Annotated in this window: 6 protein-coding genes; all 6 read right to left on the minus strand. The window is 31.7% G+C overall.

Annotated elements, in window-relative coordinates; all coding sequences use genetic code 11:
* Positions 1-3,045, minus strand: a 3,045-nt coding sequence (locus ACN0WY_RS05985) for an amino acid adenylation domain-containing protein (protein WP_417799824.1), incomplete at its 3' end; no start/stop codon positions are given.
* Between the two features lie 76 nt (positions 3,046-3,121).
* Positions 3,122-12,925, minus strand: coding sequence for an amino acid adenylation domain-containing protein (locus tag ACN0WY_RS05990; protein WP_417799825.1), 9,804 nt, complete (start codon positions 12,923-12,925; stop codon positions 3,122-3,124).
* A gap of 59 nt (positions 12,926-12,984) precedes the next feature.
* Positions 12,985-15,525: an amino acid adenylation domain-containing protein gene (locus tag ACN0WY_RS05995; RefSeq protein ID WP_417799826.1), complete on the minus strand. Its 2,541-nt coding sequence runs from the start codon at positions 15,523-15,525 to the stop codon at positions 12,985-12,987.
* 104 nt (positions 15,526-15,629) lie between these two features.
* On the minus strand, positions 15,630-18,737 hold the full coding sequence (locus ACN0WY_RS06000; protein WP_417799827.1) for an amino acid adenylation domain-containing protein: 3,108 nt from the start codon (positions 18,735-18,737) through the stop codon (positions 15,630-15,632).
* Positions 18,738-18,779: 42 nt separating this feature from the next.
* Positions 18,780-20,645, minus strand: coding sequence for an asparagine synthase (glutamine-hydrolyzing) (asnB, locus tag ACN0WY_RS06005; protein ID WP_330488575.1), 1,866 nt, complete (start codon positions 20,643-20,645; stop codon positions 18,780-18,782).
* Between the two features lie 21 nt (positions 20,646-20,666).
* Positions 20,667-21,671: a TauD/TfdA family dioxygenase gene (locus ACN0WY_RS06010; protein ID WP_330488576.1), complete on the minus strand. Its 1,005-nt coding sequence runs from the start codon at positions 21,669-21,671 to the stop codon at positions 20,667-20,669.
* Positions 21,672-21,680 lie beyond the last annotated feature (9 nt).

Below are 21,680 nucleotides of genomic sequence, written 5' to 3' on the forward strand. Positions count from 1 at the left end.
CTTCTCTAATAAAACATACACACTCGGAACCATATACTCTGGTAATACTCCTTGTAAATACTCCTCTAATTCTCTCGAATCTATACCTGTTGGACTCGTGTAATAACAAACCAGGTACTTGTCATTTTCTGATCCTTGTACCTGAACCACACTCTGGGCTACCTTTGAGTAAGATTCTACCTGATTGATAATCTCTCCTAACTCTATACGGTATCCGCGAATTTTAACCTGTGTATCTTTTCTGCCTATAAATTCTATCGTACCATCTGCCAACCATCTCGCCAAATCTCCAGTACGATACATCGTTTCCCCTGCTCTGAACGGGTTTTTTATAAAACGTTCAGCAGTTAGCTCTGGTCTGTTTACATACCCTTTAGCAACTCCTAAACCTCCTATATAAAGCTCTCCTATTGAACCTTTAGGTACTAAATTCCCACTAGTATCTAATATGTAAACATGAGTATTGGATAAGGGGTATCCAATTGGAACATTACTTTTTTGATTTAAATTATAGTCATTTAAAAGTAAGCACGTAGAATCTATCGTTGCCTCAGTAACTCCATAACTATTATAAATCTTAATTTTATTTCCATACTTTTCTTGTAGACCTTTTGCATCATTCAAGCTTAAAATATCAGAACCAATAATGACCGTCTCTAAGCTTGAAATGTTTAATTTGTTTGTATCAGCAAACTCTAAAAAGGGAACTAAAACTCCTGGTGTAAACTCTACAATATTGATGTTGAACTTTTTAATTTGCTCACTAAGTCGTTCTGGTATAAAATCTTCCACTTTACACAACACCATTTGTCCTCCAAAAAGTAATGCTCTACAAAAATCTCCTATGAATACATCAAATGAAAAGTTTGCCATTTGTAACAGCTTTGTATTTTCATCTATTTTATACAACTCCTTCCACATATATGCTTTTTCACAAAGTGCTCCATGAGTTATTTTTACTCCTTTCGATTTTCCTGTAGTACCAGAAGTATAAATGATATAGGCTAAATCATCTTTGGCAACTTCTTCTAGTCTTTCTGTTACTTCAATTTTCTTATTAACATGTTGCTCAAAATCTTCATCAATAACAAATGCTTGAAAACTTTCTGGTAGCTCATTTACACAGTCTTTAGTCGACAGTACCCAAGGTGTTTTTAACTCCTCCAAAATCGCTGCTATTCTTTCACTTGGAAGCATTTTATTGATAGGAGCAAAAACTCCACCTGCTTTCAATATTCCAAGCATATATATCAACGCTTGAGGGCTTTTCTCTACATAAACGGGTAAAATAGTTCCTTTTTCTACACCTTTCTGTTTAAGATATAATGCTAAAGCACTAGATTCCCTCCCTAATTCTTTATAAGTTAAAACCTCATCTTCATAGATTACAGCTATATTACCTGGGTGCAGCTTTTCTTGTTTTTCAAATAATTCCAATACGGAAGTTTCTTCATACACAATAGTGCTAACTCCTTCTCCTAAGTCTTTTATTAACGTACTCTTTTCCTCATTTGTTACGATATTTAACTCCCCTATTGATTTATTAGGTGCTGATAAAATTGATTTTGTTAGTTCTTTAAAATGTTCTCCAAACCTTATGATAGTTGCTTTATCAAACAAGTCGGTTGAAAACGTAATATTAAACAAGAGTCCTTTATCCCATTTTAAAGCTGTTAAATCTAAATCATACAAAAGAGAAGCAAATTGGTTGTTGTAACCAAGCACCTTATCGCTTTCCATACCCACTTCACTCTCAAAATCACTTTCTTCTTCTTCTTGAAGTGTTAACATGACTTGAAACAATGAAGTACGACTTTGGTCTCTTTCTTTTTCTACACGCTGAACTACTTTTTCAAAAGGCACATCTTGGTACTTAAACGACGTAAGAACTTGACTTGTTAGTTTTTTAAGGTAATCTTCATATGTACTGTTTTCATCAATATCACTTTTTAAAGCGATACTGTTTACAAAAAAGCCTATTAAATCTGCTATTTCTTCTTGAGAACGATTGGCAACTGGAGTACCTACACATATACTTTTTTGTCCTGTGTAACGATGCAGTAATATTTTATAAATTGATAATAAAATAATGAAAAGTGTTCCTCCATGCTGTTTAGCCAATGCTACTAGCTTTTCAGTCGTTTCTTTGTCTAATTGAAATTTATGATGGTCTCCTCGTGTACTTTGTATTAAAGGTCTTGGAAAATCGGTGGGAAGCGATAATGGCTCTAAGTTAGACAGGCTTCTTTCCCAAAACTTTAATCTTTCCTCCAATATATCATCTTTCAAGTAATTTCTCTGCCAAATAGCATAATCTGCATATTGAATAGGGAGCTCTTTAAACTTTAAAGAAGTACCTTCTGTATACTCTTTATAAAAAGCTTGCATTTCATTAGCCAGTACTACCATTGACCAACCATCTGATGCTATATGGTGCATGATTAAAACCAACATGTAGTCTTTTTGATCAATGTGAAGAACATTGGCTCTTAACATATAGTCTGAATCTAGCTGAAATGGCTTTTTCATCAAGTCTTTAATCAAACTTTCAAGCTGATCTTCCTGAGTACTTACATATGAAATTTCAAAACCATCTGCTTCCATTACTTCCTGATACCCTACCCCTTCTTCTTCTTTAAGAACTGTTCGCAATATTTCATGTCTATTTATCAGTTTTTTGAAAGCATACTCAATACCTTCTACATTTATTTCTTCTTTAAAACGTAGAATGATAGGCATATGATAATTCAATGTTCCTTGAAGCTTATCAATAAACCAAAGTCGTTCTTGAGAAAAAGATAATGGAATTTTGCTAGGACGAGTTCCTACTTTTATGGCATGATTCTGATCTTGTTTTATTTCAGAGATATCATCCATAAAAAATTGAATAATGTTTTCTTTATTAGAGCGTATATCATTCAATATTGATGCAGGGATTGTTGTATCTTTCTTTTTACGAAACTTTAATTCTCCATTATCTACAAAGAGTTTTATTCCATTCTCCTTAGCTTTATGAATAATATCAAGAACTATATTGCTTTCCATAGTGATAATTAGTGTTAATAGTTAAATACACTCTTATTTAGAATAAGAGTGTATTCTATGTAATTGTTTGAAGGTACTACAGTACTCCTTCTTCAAAATTTTCAGTTAGAGAGAAATCTTCCATATCATCCTCATTGTCTTTTTCTTCTATGGCTAGATTTAAAACTTTAGCAAGTTCATTTATTGTTCCATATTTAAAGACTGTATTAAAAGGAATATCTAAATCTAAAACTCTTCGAATTCTTGCTATAAATTTCATTATACGAAGTGAGTTAGCTCCTAGTTTAAAAACATTATCATGAATACCTATCTTTTCAATACCAAGTATTTCTTCCCAAATTTGAACAAGTTCTTTTTCTAAGTCTGTTTGAGGTGGTGAATACGTATTGGTTAATTGAGCATTCGGTTCTGGCAGAGCTTTTTTATCAATTTTACCACTAACTGTTATTGGAAATTCTTCTAAAACTACAAATGATTCTGGAATCATATAATCAGGAAGTTTCATTGTAAGATTGCTTTTAACCTTATCAACATCTATTAAATTTCCTTTTATATAAGCTATCAACTGTTCATCTCCGTTTTGTTTTTTAACCAAGACTAGTGATTGTCTTACTTCAGGAAAAGTATTTAACGTTGCTTCAATTTCTCCCAACTCTACTCTATTCCCTCGTATCTTAACCTGATCATCAATTCTTCCTAGAAACTTTATATTTCCATCTTGTTGCCATAAAACAAGATCACCTGTTTTATACATTTGCCCTCCATTTATAAAAGGGTTTTCTACAAAACGTTCTTTCGTTAAATCTTTTCTATTTAGGTAGCCTAAAGCCAAACCTTTTCCTGAAATACAAAGCTCTCCAGGAGTACCTATTGGTTGAATCGTATTTTGTTTATCTAATACATAAACATTTACATTAAACAATGGGGTTCCTATAGACACAGAGGTACTTCCTTCTTTCATATTTTCGGTAGAATACCACGTGCTGTATATGGTTCCTTCAGTTGGTCCATATATATTTTCTAAAGCTATCTCAGTGTTCAAGCTATTAAACCTTTCTACTAAATTTACGGGAAGAGCCTCTCCTGCTAAGAAAATATATTTAAGACTTTTAATGTTTTCTATTCCTATATTTTCTACTTCATCTAAGAATACCGAAAACAGTGAAGGTCCAAAGTTTATGTGAGTAACTTTATGTTCGGCTATAATTTTAATAATTTTTGCTGGTTCTTTGCTCTCTGCTCTTGGAAGTATTGTTAATGAACCTCCTCCTTTATACCAGCCAAATATTTCCGAAATAGATACATCAAAAGAATAATTTGTTTGTAATAAATAAGAATCTTTCTCTGTAATTGGATACTTATGGTTCATTGCCGAAAGTAAATTCACCACAGCTTGATGGGATATCATTACTCCCTTTGGTTTTCCTGTTGATCCAGATGTATAAATAATATAAGACATCCCTTCTGGAACAGACTGATCCTCAAAGCTATTGTTCTGTTCATAAATTGTTTGTAAATCCTTTTCTAAGTTTACTATATTTATGCTAGGCTCACTTATACCTTTTACATACTCATTTCTTGTAATGATAAGGTTAAGTCCTGAATCTTCAATAATAGAAACTATTCGTTCGTTAGGGTGTTTTATATCTAGTGGCAAATAAGCTGCCCCAGCTTTTAATATTCCATAAAGTATTGGAATTAAATCCAATTCTCTATCAAGATATACTCCTACTACATCTCCTTTTTTTACTCCTTTCTCTTGAGTTAAATATACCGCTACTTGATTAGCTTTTTGATTAACCTCTTTATAGGTAAGCGTTTCTTCTTTGTAACGAATTGCTTCTTTATTAGGTGTTTTTAATACTTGATCTTCAAATAAAGATATTAATGTTGCTTCATTATCAATCGCAAGTTTCGTATCGTTAAATGCAGTAAGTAATTGTTCTTTTTCTTTTTTACATACAACACTATTATTAGACATTGGAGCATTAATATTACTTATAAACATTTGTAATACATTCGTAAAATGTGTTCGTAATTGCTCTAATAAATAGGTATCTACTATACTTGTTGAATAAGTAAGCACCAATTTAAACCCTTGATTATGAGCAAACATAGAGAAATTCAACAACGTATTCTCATTCATATAGTTATCAAAACCTAATTCTACATCTTCTTTTCCTTTGCTTTCTTCATCTTCAATCATATCATTAAAGACTCTAAAATCAATATAGTTGAATGATGTATCATATATAGAATTACTTTCTTGACTATGCTCACCAATGGTATCCAAGATCTTATAAAAAGGCATACGTTCATGGTGTTTTAACACTCTTAATTTTTGTTCAATAAAGTGGATATAGTCTTTCCATGTCATTTCTTCTTTGAACTGTGCTCTGAAAGGAACCGTATTTAAAAAACATCCTAATAATTCTTCACCATCTGGAACAAGAGGTCTATTATTTGTTATAATTCCTACAGTAATATCGTTGCTATAACTCAGCATTTTCATTGTATAAACATAAGCGGCAAAACACAAATGTTTAAAACTTGTATTGTGTTCTTTTGCTACTTCTTCCAGTTGTTGTCTTAGAGCCACTCCCATATCATACTTGTTGTGCTTGTATTCATGAGGTAATCCTGTAGGTTCAAATTGTAAGCGAGTATAATCTTCTAGTTCTTCTTTCCAATAGTGCTGGCTAGCGGTACTCTCTAATGCTACCATTTCTCCTAAAATTTGATCTTTATATGTACTCTTTAGATTTTCAGGAGCAAATGTTGGATCTTTTAACAATTGAAAATATGTATTGTTAAGCTCAGTCATGAAAGAAGATAAGCTCCATCCATCAAATAAAGAATGGTGCAAATCAAAAAGTAAGAATTGGAAATCGTCTTTTATCTTTATGATATTCATTCTCCACAAAACAGAAAAAGATAATTTTGTTGCTTTTACTCTTTCTTCCTGCATCTTATTGTGAATATAATTTTCCTGCTCTTCTGTTGATAGTTCTCTAATATCTACAAAATTAACTTCAGGAGTAATCTCTTTCTTTACAATATGAGCAAAGTGTTCTAAATCAAATATTTTCCTTAGAGTGTCATGCTTTTTTATTAAAAGATTAAGTGCTTGTTTAAAAACTTCAAAATTGAAGTCTTTGAAAGGAAAAGGATAAATATTTTGTTCATGATAAAGAATTTCATGAATATCGTCAGAGTTTCGCTTTAGAGAATGAAACACCATTCCTTTTTCTATTCCATTCATTGGATACACCTCTTCATACGATTCTAAAAATGTATTACGAGATTTATAATCTTCTTGAAATGAATCTAATTCTTCTATTGCTAATCTCAATGCTTCTTCTTGTTCTTTATGGTCTACATCTAATACCGCTTGTGACAATTCTAAAACCGTTTGATGCGTATATAAATCAGCGATGGTTAAAGAAGACTGCAACAATTTATTAATTTCAAAAATTAATCCTATCGCTTTTAAAGAATCTCCCCCTAGGCTAAAGTAATTATCATTCACTCCTACTCTTTCCACAGCTAATATTTGCTGCCAAACTGCTACAATTATTCTTTCAACATCATTAGAAGGAGCTTTATAACTAGCTTGTAACAAAGCCTTTGGTTCTGGCAATTTTCTTACATCTATTTTATTATTATGTGTTTGTGGAATCTCATCAATCTGCATAAAATAAGAAGGTACCATGTATCCTGGAACTCGTTGGCTAAGGTACTGCCTAAGCTTCTCTACATCTATTTGTGTTTTTGCAAGAAAGTAAGCACATAAAAACATATCTCCTTGCGGTTCTTTCATAATGACAAATGCATCTGTTACTTCCTCATGTGCTGTCAATTGGTACTCTATTTCACTAAGCTCAATTCTATGCCCTTTTAACTGTACTTGATGGTCTGTTCTTCCGATATATGATAACTCTCCATTTTCTTCTAATCGAGCCAAATCACCAGAGCGATATAATATATCATTAGCTTTGTAAGGGTTTTTTATAAAACGCTCATTGGTCAATTCTTTTTTATTCATATAACCTCTAGCAACTCCTAAACCTCCTACATAAATTTCACCTGTTACCCCCTGAGGCACCAAGTTTTGATCACTATCAAACAAGTACATAAGTGTTGTTGGTATGGATTGTCCTATGTTACTAGTTCTTTTAAGCATCTCCGCCTCTTTGATTTCTTTGAATGATGTATGAACAGTAACTTCTGTTATACCATACATGTTAATAAGTTTTGTAGCTGGATGTGTTGTATGCCAAGAACTCAATTTTGAAGGAGTTAATGCTTCTCCACCAAAAACAACATAACGAAGGCTTGATGCCACTTCTTTTGACAATTCACAAGCTTTTATAAAACTATAAAAGGCAGTAGGTGTTTGACTTAAAACGGTTACTTTATGCGCTAAAACTTTTTCTAAACAAATAGTCGGATCCTTTGTTTCTTGTGAAGAAAGTACGATTAGTTTTCCTCCGTATAATAATGCTCCATACATTTCCCAAACACTAAAATCAAAACAGTGATTATGAAACATCGTCCATACATCGTCCTTGTTAAACTCAAACTGTAACTTACTATTTATCAACAGCCTTATTACATTCTTATGCTCTAACATTACTCCTTTAGGCTTTCCTGTAGTCCCAGAAGTATAAAGGGTATAACAAAGATCATCTGGAGAATTAACATGCTTAGGATTAGCAACTGATTCACTAACATTTACTATGGTATCCCATACAACAAGGTCGCACTTTTCTGCAATTATCGAGGCATGTTCTGATTTTGTAACTACCAAGTTTAGTTCGCTATCCTCTAAAATATAGCTAGTACGATTTAAAGGGTAATTTACATCTATAGGTATATAACAGCCACCTGCTTTTAAAATTCCTAACATTGTAATGATTGCATGATGGCTTTTCTCCATATACAAACCAACCTTATCACCTCTCTCAACCCCTTTTTCTAATAATGAATATGCTACTTTATTCGCTAACATATTTACCTCTTCGTATGATAGAGCTTCATCTTCAAAAACTATGGCTGTATTTTTGGGGTGTAAAGAAACTTGCTCTTCAAAAATAGATACAAGAGTTTTTTCTTTAGGGTATTCAATATCACTATCTACATAATCATTAACAGATAATAAGTATTTTTTTTCTTCTTTAGGTAGAATTGCATTTTTATCAATTGGGTCATCTGCATGAGAAATAAATTGATTTAGTATGTTTTTATAATATAAAAATAAGCGTTCTGAAAGAAGTTCATCTAGTACTGTTGTAGAGTAACAAATAGTTAATAGAAACCCTTTTGACTCTGCATTAATATTAAAATCGAAAAGCGTGTTATTATTCATAAAACTTTCGAAAACATACCCTAATTTTTCAGTATGTTCTACTTCATCATCATTCATTAAGCCTTCTAAAACTCTAAAATCTGTGAAGTTAAATGATGTGTCAAAAATGGGATTACTTTCTTGACTTTCTTCCCCTACAGCCTCTAGAACCTTATAAAAAGGCATTTTCTCATGATATTTTAATTCTCTTAGTTTTTGTTCTACAAGCATTATATATTCACTCCAAGTACAGTTTGAAGGCACTTTAGCTCGAAAAGGAATTGTATTTACAAAACATCCTAGTAACTGCTCTCCATCTATGGTTAAAGGACGATTATTAGTAACAATACCTACCGTAATATCATTAGCGTAGGTTAACATACGCATTGTATAAATATAGGCAGCAAACGTAAGATGTTTGAAACTTGTTCCATATTTAACGGCTATGCGTTCTAATGAACTTCTCATTTCTGTACCCAAATCGAACTGGTTCATTTTGTATTCATGTTGCAACCCTGTACTAGGAAATTCTAAACGTTGGTACCCCGCTAATTCTTGCTTCCAATAAGATACACTCGCTGTTTTACTTACCGCAGAAAGTTCTTCTATAATATGATCTTTGTAACTACTTTGTAATTTTCTAGGGAGGTAGTTTTTATCTTCAACCAGCCTAAAATACACACTATAAAGCTCTGATATAAAAGATGATAAACTCCACCCATCAAACAAAGAGTGATGAGAATTGAACATGAGTAAATGAAAACCTTCTTTTACTTTTATAATGTTTATACGCCATAGAAGTGACATGGAAAGAACAATTTCCTTGTAACGCTCTTCATACATCTTCTCTTCTACAATCTTATACTTTTCCTCGTAAGATAATTTCTCGTTTGAAATATCCATATAGTTTATTTCTGGAGATACTTCTTTTAAAACTATATGTGCAAAATTTTTAAGATCGTAGATTTTACGTAGTGCATCGTGCTTTTCTAAAACCAGCTTTACTGTTTTTTTAAATGTGTTTAAATCAAAGTTCTCATACGGTATAGGATATACTTTTTGAATGTGATAAACATGTCTGTCAACATCTTTCATTGAATAAAAAACCATTCCTTTTTCTACCCCATTCATAGGAAATACTTCCTCATAGTTGTCTAAAAAACGGTTATGTTGTTTGTATTCTTGCTGAAAAGCTGATAGTTCTAATTCTGCTTGTGCTATAAACTTTCTGTTTTTTTCATCCTCTTTCTTGTCTAAAAGTAAACTTAGTTCTTTAATTGTTTGATGAGAATGCAAATCTGCAACTGTTAATGAACACTTAAATTTTTTATTAATTTTTGAAATAATTCCTATTGCTCGTATAGAATCTCCTCCCAACCCAAAAAAATTATCATTTGTTCCTATTTTGGATAGTGATAATACATCTGACCAAATATTTACCATAATTTCCTCTTGATAATTTTCTGGAGCCATGTAACTTTCTCCGATCATTTTTATCGGATCGGGAAGCTTCCCATAATCAACCTTATCATTTGCAGTTAAAGGCATAACATCTACTTGAACAAAAAGAGTTGGTACCATATAGCCTGGTAGCTTTTCTGATAAAAATTCTTTTAACTCTTCTGCTGATAGTTGAGTTTTTGCAACATAATAGGCACATAAATTTTGATCCGTTTCTTTATTACTTCCTCTCACCATAAGAGCAACTTGATCGATAAAATGATGCTCCATCATTTGGAATTCTATTTCTCCTAACTCTATTCTAAAGCCTCTAATTTTTACCTGGTCATCAATACGTCCTTTAAATATCATTTCTCCATCTCTTGACCACATTGCCAAGTCTCCTGATTTATACATGTAAGTTCCTTCTGAAACGGTATTTGGAATAAACCTCTGTGCTGAAAGTTCCTCTTTATTTAAATATCCGAGCCCTACGCCTTTTCCAGATATGTAAAGTTCACCAACAACTCCTTTAGGAACAGGTTTCAAATTGCTATCCAACACGTAAGTACTCATGTTAGCAATAGCTTTACCTATAGGAACTGAAACAGATTTTTTACCTGCGTTAAACTCATAAACCATACAGCCTACAGTTGTCTCTGTTGGTCCATATTCATTATAAATTTTCACACTCCCTCCAAATTTACTATCAATATCTTTTGCTAACTGATATGTAAGTTCCTCTCCTCCAACAACAAGCCTTTTTATATTACTGGTTGCTAAGCTTTTTGATAATTTATCACTGATATTTATAATTTTTAAATGAGAGGGTGTTAATTTGATCGTATCAACTTTATTATCAAGAATAATTGATTCTATAGTTGCCTCCTCTTCAACATCTTTATAAACTAACACCTTTCCTCCTGTAACAAGAGGAATAAAAATTGACGTTATAGTAAGATCGAAAGAAAAAGAAGTATATAGAGGGAATGTCGCTGGTTCTCCATGCACATAATGTTCAGATGCCCATCCAATATAATTTAATAATGAGCTATGGCTAATCATTACTCCCTTTGGGTTTCCTGTTGAACCAGAAGTATAAATTACATAACAAAGGTCAGATAACGCTTCTTCTCTTTTAGGCAGCTCTTTAGACCAATCACTTTCTTTGAATTGATCTATAAATAAAACTGTTTTAGATTTCACTATCTCAGTAGTATTAGTACTAGTGGTTATTACTACTTTTATGTTACTGTCTTTTATAATATATTTTATTCTATCCTCTGGATAATCTACATCTATTGGTAGGTAAGCTCCTCCTGCCTTTAATACAGCTAAAAGACTTATAACAGCCTCTGTACTTTTATCTAGTAAAAGTCCTACTAAAACACCTTTCCCTACTCCTAATGCTTGTAGCTTATGTGCTAATTGATTAGAACGTTCATTTAACTCTTTATAGGTTAAAGTTTCCGTACCTGATACTAAAGCTGTGGCTTCTGAAAATTTTAACGCTTGATTTTCAAATAGCGAGATAATTGTTTTTTCATCAAAAAAATGTTTCGATTCTCCCGTGCTTTCACTTATAAGCTCGATACTTTCTGATGTTGATAGTAAGGCTACCTCAGATACTTTAAGTGAGGTATTAGTTGTTACTTGATTAATAACCTTTTTAAAGTACTGAGAAAATTCTTTTATTGTTTGTTCTGTAAATAAATCTAAAGCATATTCAAATTTAAATAGGAGTCCTTCATCTCCTTCAAAAGCAAATAAACTAAGGTCTACTTTTGAGGTATTATAATGCTTGTGCTCATATAATTTTATTTGTAATGAATCTATTTCCGAAGTGTCTTTTTCTATATTCTGAAGAATAAATAATGTATCAAATAATGGGTTATGGGCAGGGTTTCTTTCTAAACCTAAATCGTCAACCAAACGTTCATAAGGATAAGACTGGTTATCAAAACAACGTATCGTTTTGTTGGATACTTCACTAAGATAATCTTTAAAGCTTTTTTCTTGTTCAGGAAACAAACGCAATGCTAAGGTATTAACAAACACACCTATTATTTTTTGTAAATCTGCATGTGTTCTTCCAGCCACTGGAGTTCCAATGATAATATCTTCTTGATTACTTAATTTAGATAATAAAATACTATAAGCTGATAATAGCACTGAAAATAATGAAGTGTTATGTTGCTTAGCTAACTCTTTTAATGAGGCTGTTTCTTCTTTAGATACTTTAAAATAATAGGTACCTCCTCTATACGTCTTTTCTGTTGGTCTAGGAAGGTCTGTAGGAAGGTTTAGCAAGGGCAGAGTGCCTGAAAAATCATTTCTCCAAAAATCTCGTTGAGAAGCTATTGACTGTTGATTCTCTTCACTTAAATACCAATTGAGATAATCTCTGTATTTGACAACTACCTTTGGAAGATCATTCCCTTTATATAACTGTATGAAATCGTGAATTAGCACCTCTTGCGAAGTACCATCTGAAATAATATGATGTAAATCTACCAACAATATATGTAGGTTTGGATTAATTGTAATTAAACCTACACGTAATAAGGGTCCTTCTGAAAGGTCAAAAGATCTTACAAATTTTTCTATAATACCCCCTACTTCAGCTAAAGAAGCATCGTAATATTCTACCTCAAAATTAACTGTTTCTAAAATTTCTTGCTGAGGGTTGTGTGCTGAATCTAAACTAAAAACAGTTCTTAAACTCTCGTGGCGATTGATTAAGTTTTTAAATGCTGTTGATAACTTCAATTTATCGAACTCTCCATGAATTTCATAAGCTTGTGGTAAATTATACACCAATGAATCTCCAGTTAGATCGTCTGAAATAAACATACGCATTTGAGCAGAAGTAAGGTTAAATATCTTTTCTTCTGTACCCTTGGGAATACTAAATACCGCTGCTTTTTTCTCTTGAATACTATTTACATAGGCCATTAACTCAGATTTATTAGCCTTTATTTCTTCTATCAAAGAATTATTAGAAAAAGTTTTCGGTACACTTATTTTTAAGTTATCGTTAACAACACGTATATCTATGTTTTCTTGTTTTAGTTTTAAAATCAGTTCTTCCATAATAATTAGGTAAAGTGTTTATTTGGTATTTTAATAGGTAGTTTAGTTGGAGTAAAAAGTTATATGTCAATTTCTAGTTTTGACTCTTCTGACATGGTTGATGAGCTTTCTTTAAGCCATTGTTTAGCCTCTATAAATTTTGCTTGTTGTTGTATGGTTGCCTGTTGAAATGTTTCAACCAATGTAATTGGTACTTCAAAGTTTTTTTTGATATTATTGGCTATTTGTATTGCCATCAGAGAATGCCCTCCTAAAGTAAGAAAGGAAGCATCTGTACTAATTTTTTCTTTCTCTAGATTTAGAATTTCTGACCAGATAGTTAGCAACTTCTCTTCTGTTTTATTTTCTGGAAGCTTATGCTCTTCAGTTACATTTATTTCTGGGTCTGGAAGTATTTTTTTATTTAATTTGCCACTGGTTGTTAATGGCAATTCTTTTAATTCAACATAGTAAGAAGGAATCATATACTCTGGTAACTTGTTTGATAAGAAATCTCTTATGTTACGCATATCATTATTTTCCTTTACAACACAATACGCTACCAAACAAGGTTCGTTTTTATATTCTCTAAGATCAACAACTACTTCTTTTACCGCATGAAAACTTAAAATGCTATTTTCTATATCTCCAAACTCTATTCTATAACCTCTAAGTTTTATTTGATCATCTTTTCTTCCTACGAACTTAAGATTACCATTTGGTAACCACATGCCTAGATCTCCTGTTTTATATACTTTTTCTTCTCCTCTAATCCAATTTTTTCTAAACTTTTCCCCTGTAAGTTTTTCTTCTTTGAGATATCCATGTGCTACACCATCTCCGGCAATTATAAGCTCTCCTATGATTCCAATTGGCATTAAATTTCCATATGCATCAGTAATATATACGCGCTCGTTAGGCAATGGTTTTCCTATAGGAATAAATGCTTGTTTTTCTATTTCTTTTTTAAGTAATGGATAATAGGTAGAGTCAACACAAGTTTCTGTTGGACCGTACATGTTAAAAATTTGTATTTCTCCATTTACTTTTTTGAAAAAGTGCGCTATTACTTTTTTAGGAAGTTCTTCTCCCGCTAATATCCAAACTTTAAATTCTTTGAATTGGTAGCCTTCCTCTAATTCTCTAACTAATAACCTAAAGTGTGTTGGAGTTCCGTCGGAAAGTTGGATGTTATTTTTTTCGTAAAAGTTTAATAAGTTATTCCCTGCAGAACATTCTTCTTGGCTTGCGATATATAAACTATGCCCTTGTAATAATGCTCCAAATATTTGCTGAATAGAAGCATCAAAAACATGAGAAGCTAGCATTGCAACTCTTAACTGGCTTGTTAAATTATGATATACTTTTTCTTTAAGTCCATTAACTAGGTTAATAACACTCTTATGAGATACCATTACCCCTTTAGGAGTTCCTGTAGACCCAGAAGTAAAAATACAATACGCTATCTCTTCTACCAATCCATTCGACTCTATATTATTTGGTGACTCGCTTGTTATTTCTGGCGTATTTATATCCAATACTTTTCCATGAAAACTAAACGAAGTTTTTAAAAGCTCTTGATGAGTTAATAGTATTTTAACTTCTGCTTTTTGCAGTATATAATCAACTCTTTCTTTTGGAAACTGAGGAGACATTGGAAGATACGTACCTCCTGCTTTTAAAATTCCTAATAATCCTATCATTGTCTCTATAGACCGATCTAGGTATACCCCCACCATTTCATTGCTACGAAGACCTTGTTTTAATAAGTAATTTGCTAATTGATTTGCCTTGGCGTTTAATTCTTCATAAGTTAACTCACTTTCCTTATATTTTATCGCTAAAGCCTTAGGCGACTTAGAAACCTGTTCTTCAAATAATTTATTTAATTTTTTGGTATAGGTTTGCTCTTTAGGCTGCTCATTAAACAATTTTAATTCTTGTAACTCCTCTTCTGTGGTAAGCAAACAATCTTTTAATTGTTTATCCTTTTGTACTAATATTGTCTTTAATAATATAAAATAACGCTTGGCTATCTCTCTTATATAATTAAAATTATAACAATCAGAATTACACTTAATTTCTAAAGAAAGTTCGTTGTTTGCACTAAAAATAAATTGCAAATCTGGGTAATTCGATTGACTAAAATTATCCACTTGTATTTGTTTTAAGTACATACCGATTTTTGTAGCATTCAACTTTTTATTCCAAACATCATCTATTAATGAATTTTCATTCTCAAAATCGGCCTTTAAACAACTTATTAGCTGTATTAACAACGCTTTCAATGTTAACTTGTTTGTGTTTGAAATTCTAACTGGAATGGTTTTCTTAAATACCGAGCTTTCTTCCTTTAAAGAAAAGAGAGGAGTACAAATAAGAGCTTCACTTTTACTTGTTATTTTTTGAATAAGTACTCCCAAAACTGATAGTAATACCATGTATTTTGCTTTATCAGAAGGTGCTATATCATGTAGTAATTTTAACAGTTCTTCTGTTGCAAAAATCTTATCTTCTTTATACGTTGTTGCTTCTGAAAATTCTTCCTTGTTTTCTTCATTGAAATACGCTTCCAACTCAAAACCTTTTAATCGCTTTTCCCAGTAATTATTTGTATTCATTGTAGTAATTATCCTTAAAGGTTTTAGAAATAAAATATAGTTTTCTACCCTAACAATGAATTTTCACTGTTAGCGTACTTTTATTTTACTTAAATATTTTGTTTTTAAAAGTTGAACGAGATTTCGTCCATTATTTGATTGAGCTCAACTTCTTTCTTTGTATAAGTATGGATTTCTCCATTTGGATTGTTTCCTAATTGTAGTAGTATAGATTTAAACTCTTTTACCAATGCTAAAGCATCTTTTTTATCTAAATAGCTCTTTGCATACTTGAGTTTAAAGTTTAACGTTTCAGGCATTTCAAAGACTTTCATTTCTAAAGGGTAGTTAGAAATTTTTGTATTTATTTCATAAAAATTAATAGGATATTCTTCAGAAGATGCGTTTACTTTTGTCATATCTTGATAATTAAATAAAACATCAAACATTCTATTATTATGTTCTTGTTTTTGTTTACTTAATTCTGCCTTGACATCAATTAAACTATATTGTTGTTTACTAGTTGCTTCTATAAAAAACTCTTTTAATTTCAACGCGTAGTTTATAAAAGGAAGGTCTTCTAAAATGGAATGTCTAATAGGTAGCATATTTACGAAAGTCCCCACTATATTTTCAGTTTCTTCTTGAACCCTTCCTGAGGAAGTTATTCCTATTACCATGTCTTTTTGGCCTGTAGCTTTTAACAATAGTAATTGCAGTGCTCCAAATATTCCTGTAAAAACTGTGATGTTTTCATTAAACAACGCATTTATAAAATGTTGAATTGCTTTCTTGTCAATATTGAACTCTATATGTTCTCCTGCTTTATCTGCTTCTTTCTCTGGTACTAAAGTTGAAAATAGATTTAATTTAGGAACTTCATCTTTAAATTTATGCAACCAAAAATCTTTTAATGCATCAAAATCTTTTTGATTTCTGAATTCGTTTTCCCATTCAGCATAGTCTTTATATGTATAATTTAATGGTGCTAGCTCTCCATTCATATATAAAGTCATAAACTCTTTATGAAGTATTTGTTGAGAAACCCCATCTGAAGCAATATGATGCAGATCTACAATAAGGTAAAAACTATCTTCTGTTTTAAACAACCCTGCTCGTAACAATGGTGGATTACTAAGGTTAAATGGCTTAATAAAAGCCTCTATTTCTTTATCTAGGTTTGCCTTTTTTATATCCTTCTGTGCTAAATGAAAAGCTATTTCTTCATGTATTTTTTGTCCAAATGTATTTCCATTTATTGCGAATGAAGTTCGCAAACTTTCATGTCTTAAAATTATTTTCTGTATGGTTTCTTCTACTTTCCTTGCCTCAATATCCCACAGTATTTCCCAAACCATAGGCATATTATAATCGATCCCTTGTTTGTTCAATTCATAGTTATAATAAATTGTTTTCTGCGAAGAAGATAAGTTATAATAATCTTTATGTGCTGCTTTTTTTATTGAGTAAACACTTTCTGTACCTTTACTTAAGCTAGCAATTAAAAGAGCTTGCTTTTCAATAGTTAAATTTTTAAACAAGTCTTTTAATGTCATACGAACACCAAATTCAGAATATAATTTTCCTATAAGTCGCATTAAAGTTAATGAGCTTCCTCCTGCACTTTGAAAGTTTTCATCTACAGAAATAGTTTTATCTCCTAAAATGGTTTTCCAAACCTTCAATATTCTTAATTCATAATCATTTTTAGGCGCGACAATTACTTTTTTCTCTTCATTCAATATCAATGTTTTAAAATCTATTTTCCCATTAGGCAGTAACGGGAACTCATTAACTTCAATAAGTGATGAAGGAATCATATAATTTGGCAGGTGATTTTTTACATAGTCATAAACCTCATCTTTTACCTCTTTTTCTTTAAAAAGTTTTTCCTTAATATAATATGCTATCAATTGCTCATCGTTTGATGTATCTTTTGTTACCACAACATTTTCTACTAGTGGACTTTCAACTAAGACATTTTCTATTTCATCAATTTCAACACGAATTCCTCGTATTTTAATTTGCCTATCCGTTCTACCTAATAGTTCTATTGTATTATTTATAAGCCTCCTTGCAAGATCTCCTGTTTTAAATGCTATTTTTTCTGCTGATGTTCCTTCATTTAAAACAATAAATTTTTCTTTGTTAAGTACTTCGTCTTTCAAATACCCTTTAGTAATATAGGGTGAACTAATATAAAGCTGTCCGGATACCAAGGGACCACAAGGCATAAGGTTATTATCTAAAATCAACACTTCTGTATCATCTATAGGACTTCCAATTGGTACTTTTCCTTTAGACACATCTGAAGGTTGAATCTCATAACAACAACGAATCATGGTTGTTTCGGTTGTTCCATAAAGGTTTACTAATGTAATTCTATTATCAAATACCTCATACCATTTCTTCAACTCGTATGGAATAATCTTTTCTCCAGACAAAAGTACATATCTAAGTTTTGCATAGTTTTCAGAAGAAAGGTTATGAGAGTTAAACACCCTATAAACACTAGGTACACAGTGTATAATTGAAATTTCTTGTGAATCTATCCATTTTACCATTTTTTCTGTAGTAAAAAAATCTTCTTCTTTAGGAGGTACGCAAATCGTTGCTCCATTGAATAAAGGAGTAAAAACATCTCTTAAAAAGGCATCGAAATACGGACTTATAAATTGACTAAATCTATCAGATTCTTTTATCGTGAATTTTTTTGTTTCCCATTGTAGGAATTGAAGTAAACTTTTATTCTTACCTATAATTCCTTTAGGCTCTCCTGTAGAACCAGAAGTAAAATAAACATACAATGCGTCTTCTGCATCGTACTGAGGTGTTGTTATCTCATACGTTTTAGCATAAACGGTCTTAAAGTCTATTTTAGAAACTGTTTCGTATACTCTCGATAGGCTTGTTATGTCATTTGCTACTAAATAAGACAGTTCTAATTTTGATACCATGCCTGCCAATCGTTTTTCTGGTAATTCTCCATTCATCGGTACAAACACACAGCGAGCATTCATTATTCCTAGCATTGCACTAACCATATCGGTTACTGTTGTTGCTTGGATTCCGATGTAGGCACCTTCTGGTACATTTTTATCTTGTAGATATCCAGTAATTTTATTGGCCTTATCTAATAATTCAGCATACGTAATAGTACTTCTATTTTCTTCAATAGCTATTTGTTGGCTATTCGTTAATAAGCTCCTACACAGTGCTTCTTGAATAATCATAAATTATAGTTTAGGTTGTTATAGTTTAAGTTGAAAAGAATTCTAATTCTCAATAAAATTATCGAGAAACATTCCAAAAGTGGTAACGATGAGAAGTAAGTCCATTTCAAAAGGTACATTAACAGTAAATCCTTTTTGACTATATATTTTTTTCAATCGTTCAATTTCATCAGGATTAAAAAATCCTTGTCTTTTAATTCTATCATAAGAAAGAATATCTGATACATATTCTTTGTTGTGTTGTAATAAATAGGGGCTTCCTGGGGCTACAAAACCAAACTTCTCTCTTTCACATACAGCTTTAGGAACAAACTTAGCTGCCATTTTTTTGAGAATATATTTCTCAACAAAATCTTCACTTAATTTTAAAGTATCAGGAACCTTAGTTGAAAATTCAACGATGTTCTTATCTAAAAAAGGGAATCGAACTTCTATAGAATTTGCCATTGCCATTCTATCTCCATGATCAGAGATTAAATGATCTGTTAATCGAAGTTTGTAATCTATATACGCTCTTTTATTTAACAAGCTCCTATTTGCAATACGTTCTGGGTTAATTATAGGATGATTTAAACAGTTTACTTCTTCATAAGCTGTATTTAATGAGGATGAATAAAGTTGTTTTTTAACTTTATTATGCTTCATAAAATCCAACTCATAATAAAATGATTCATCTCCCCATAATTTTTTTCGTATAGCTTTTTCTTCTCTACTGGTATCATTTACCAGCATACTCATTTCTCGCATTTTATCAAACCTAAATCCTACATACCCTGCAAAAAACTCATCTGCTCCTTCTCCTGAAAGAATTACTTTAATTTTCTCATCTCGCACTTTACTAGATAAATACAGAGAGGCTGTATTATAGGTTTCTTTAACAGGACATTCACTATGGTAAACAGATTTTTTCAATCTACTAGCAATATCATTAAAGTAAAACGTTTTTTTATTTAAGTTAGAATTCCCTGCATTGGCAACTATGTTTTGGTAAAATGATTCTGAAATTTTGGCATCAGGAAAATCAATAGAAAATGCTTCTTTTCGAATATTAGGAAGTAATTGGTTTATTTTCATTCCTATCATTGAAGAGTCCAACCCACCACTTAAATAATACCCCGTGGGTACATCTGAACGTAAACGTAAGCCTACCGCTGTTTCAAACAGTTCTTCTAGCTCTTCTAGATATGAGGCTTCTGAACGTCCGTTCATTTTTACTTCTCCTTCAGGATAAATAAGGTCCCAATATTCTATATTTTTAATCTGCCCCTCTTTGGTAACTTCTAAATAATGACCATTCTCTAAGCTTTTAATTCCCTTAAACATTGTTCTTGGACTTATAAGCCCTGCAAAAGTCATTACCTGATCTAAGCCAACTGGATCAACCGATGTTTTTACTTTTGGATACTCTAGAATTGCTTTTATTTCTGATGCAAATACAAATGTATCATCAACAAAAGTGTAGAAAAAGGGTAAGATTCCTAAATGATCTCTTACACAAAACATCGATTCTTTTCTAGTATCGTATAAAGCAAAGGCAAATTGCCCATTTAGTTTATCTAACAGCTTCATTCCATACTCTTCATAAAGATGAACTATTACCTCTATATCTGTATTTGTACTAAAATGATGCCCTTTATTTCTAAGTTCTTCTCGCAACTCTACGTAATTAAAAATTTCTCCATTACAAATAAGGATTAAAGATTTATCTTCATTAAATACAGGTTGCATTCCGTTGTCTAACCCAATTATACTTAATCGGTTAAATCCAAAGGCGACATTTTTATAAAGTAATGTATTTTGCGCATCGGGTCCTCGATGAAATATTTTTTTATTCATCTGTTCAGCAACATACTTATCTTCCTGATTTAGCGCTCTCGTAAAGTTTATGAATCCGTTAATTCCACACATAAAAGGTGCTTTAAATTATATTTATTTTAGGTCTAGGTTAAATTGATGTGGTTGTGACATTGCTGTAAGAATGGTACGCTTTCCATCATAGGGACGTCTACTATGAGCAAACATCATATTGTCTAACAATAAAAAATCATTCTTTTGCCAAGGAAAACTTATGGCATGCTCTTTATAAAAGTCTTTGAATTCTTGGATTACTTCATCACTAATTTCGCTTCCATCTCCAAAGTAAGTTACAAATGGTAAATCTTTTTCTTCGAAAAACTCCAACACCATTGGATCGTATAACGACTTATGACCAAAGTACATATGATTAAACCAAACTTCTTCATTAGTTATCGGATGTTTTTGAATAGCAGGAAGTACCCATTGAATTCTCAAGTGATCATCTCCTACCCATTCATATCCTATTCCATTATCATCTAAATATTTATTAACTTGATTTTTATCTTCTGTTTGATAAATCGTTCTCCAATCTAAGCCTACTCCTGGTATGGTATTTCTAACGTATTTTACTCCTTTTTTTCGAAAGGCCTCTAAAGTTTCTTCTTGTAAGTAATTAAATAACTTACGTTCATCTGCAATAGGGGTTTCTCCTTCTACATCTGGTGGTACTAAACAAAAAAATGCAATTAACCTATTGAATGTTTTTGAATATGAATTCTCTGTATGCATATGAATCTCTTGGTCTTTAGGGTGACTTGTAGAGGTATATACATTTTCATAAACTTGATCTCTTGGAGATGTTCTGTTTTTGTACTCTAACGGATCTCCTGCAAATACTTTAAACATTGTATTAAAATCTGCTGCTCCTTCTATAGTAAATCCTCTTAACAATACTGCCCCATTTTTTAACAGCAGTTCATTAACACTCTCCTTTGCTTTTTTTGCCCACTCAATACCATTTTCATTATTCTTTGCGGTTATTGTAACAGGACAAACTCCTATTTCAGAACTTATTTTCACCTCTGCTCCTAATGCAGTTGATAGATCTTCTGTTGACACAATGGTTACTTTCTCCATAATATTATT

Origin of the sequence: Tenacibaculum sp., assembly GCF_048269885.1 — a bacterium.
Classification (GTDB): Bacteria; Bacteroidota; Bacteroidia; order Flavobacteriales; family Flavobacteriaceae; genus Polaribacter.

Excerpts from the sequence above, each read along its gene's own strand:
- ACN0WY_RS05990 (WP_417799825.1), bottom strand. The coding sequence starts at position 12,925 with ATGGAAGAACTGATTTTAAAACTAAAACAAGAAAACATAGATATACGT.
- ACN0WY_RS05995 (WP_417799826.1), bottom strand. The coding sequence starts at position 15,525 with ATGAATACAAATAATTACTGGGAAAAGCGATTAAAAGGTTTTGAGTTG.
- ACN0WY_RS06000 (WP_417799827.1), bottom strand. The coding sequence starts at position 18,737 with ATGATTATTCAAGAAGCACTGTGTAGGAGCTTATTAACGAATAGCCAA.
- asnB (WP_330488575.1), bottom strand. The coding sequence starts at position 20,645 with ATGTGTGGAATTAACGGATTCATAAACTTTACGAGAGCGCTAAATCAG.
- ACN0WY_RS06010 (WP_330488576.1), bottom strand. The coding sequence starts at position 21,671 with ATGGAGAAAGTAACCATTGTGTCAACAGAAGATCTATCAACTGCATTA.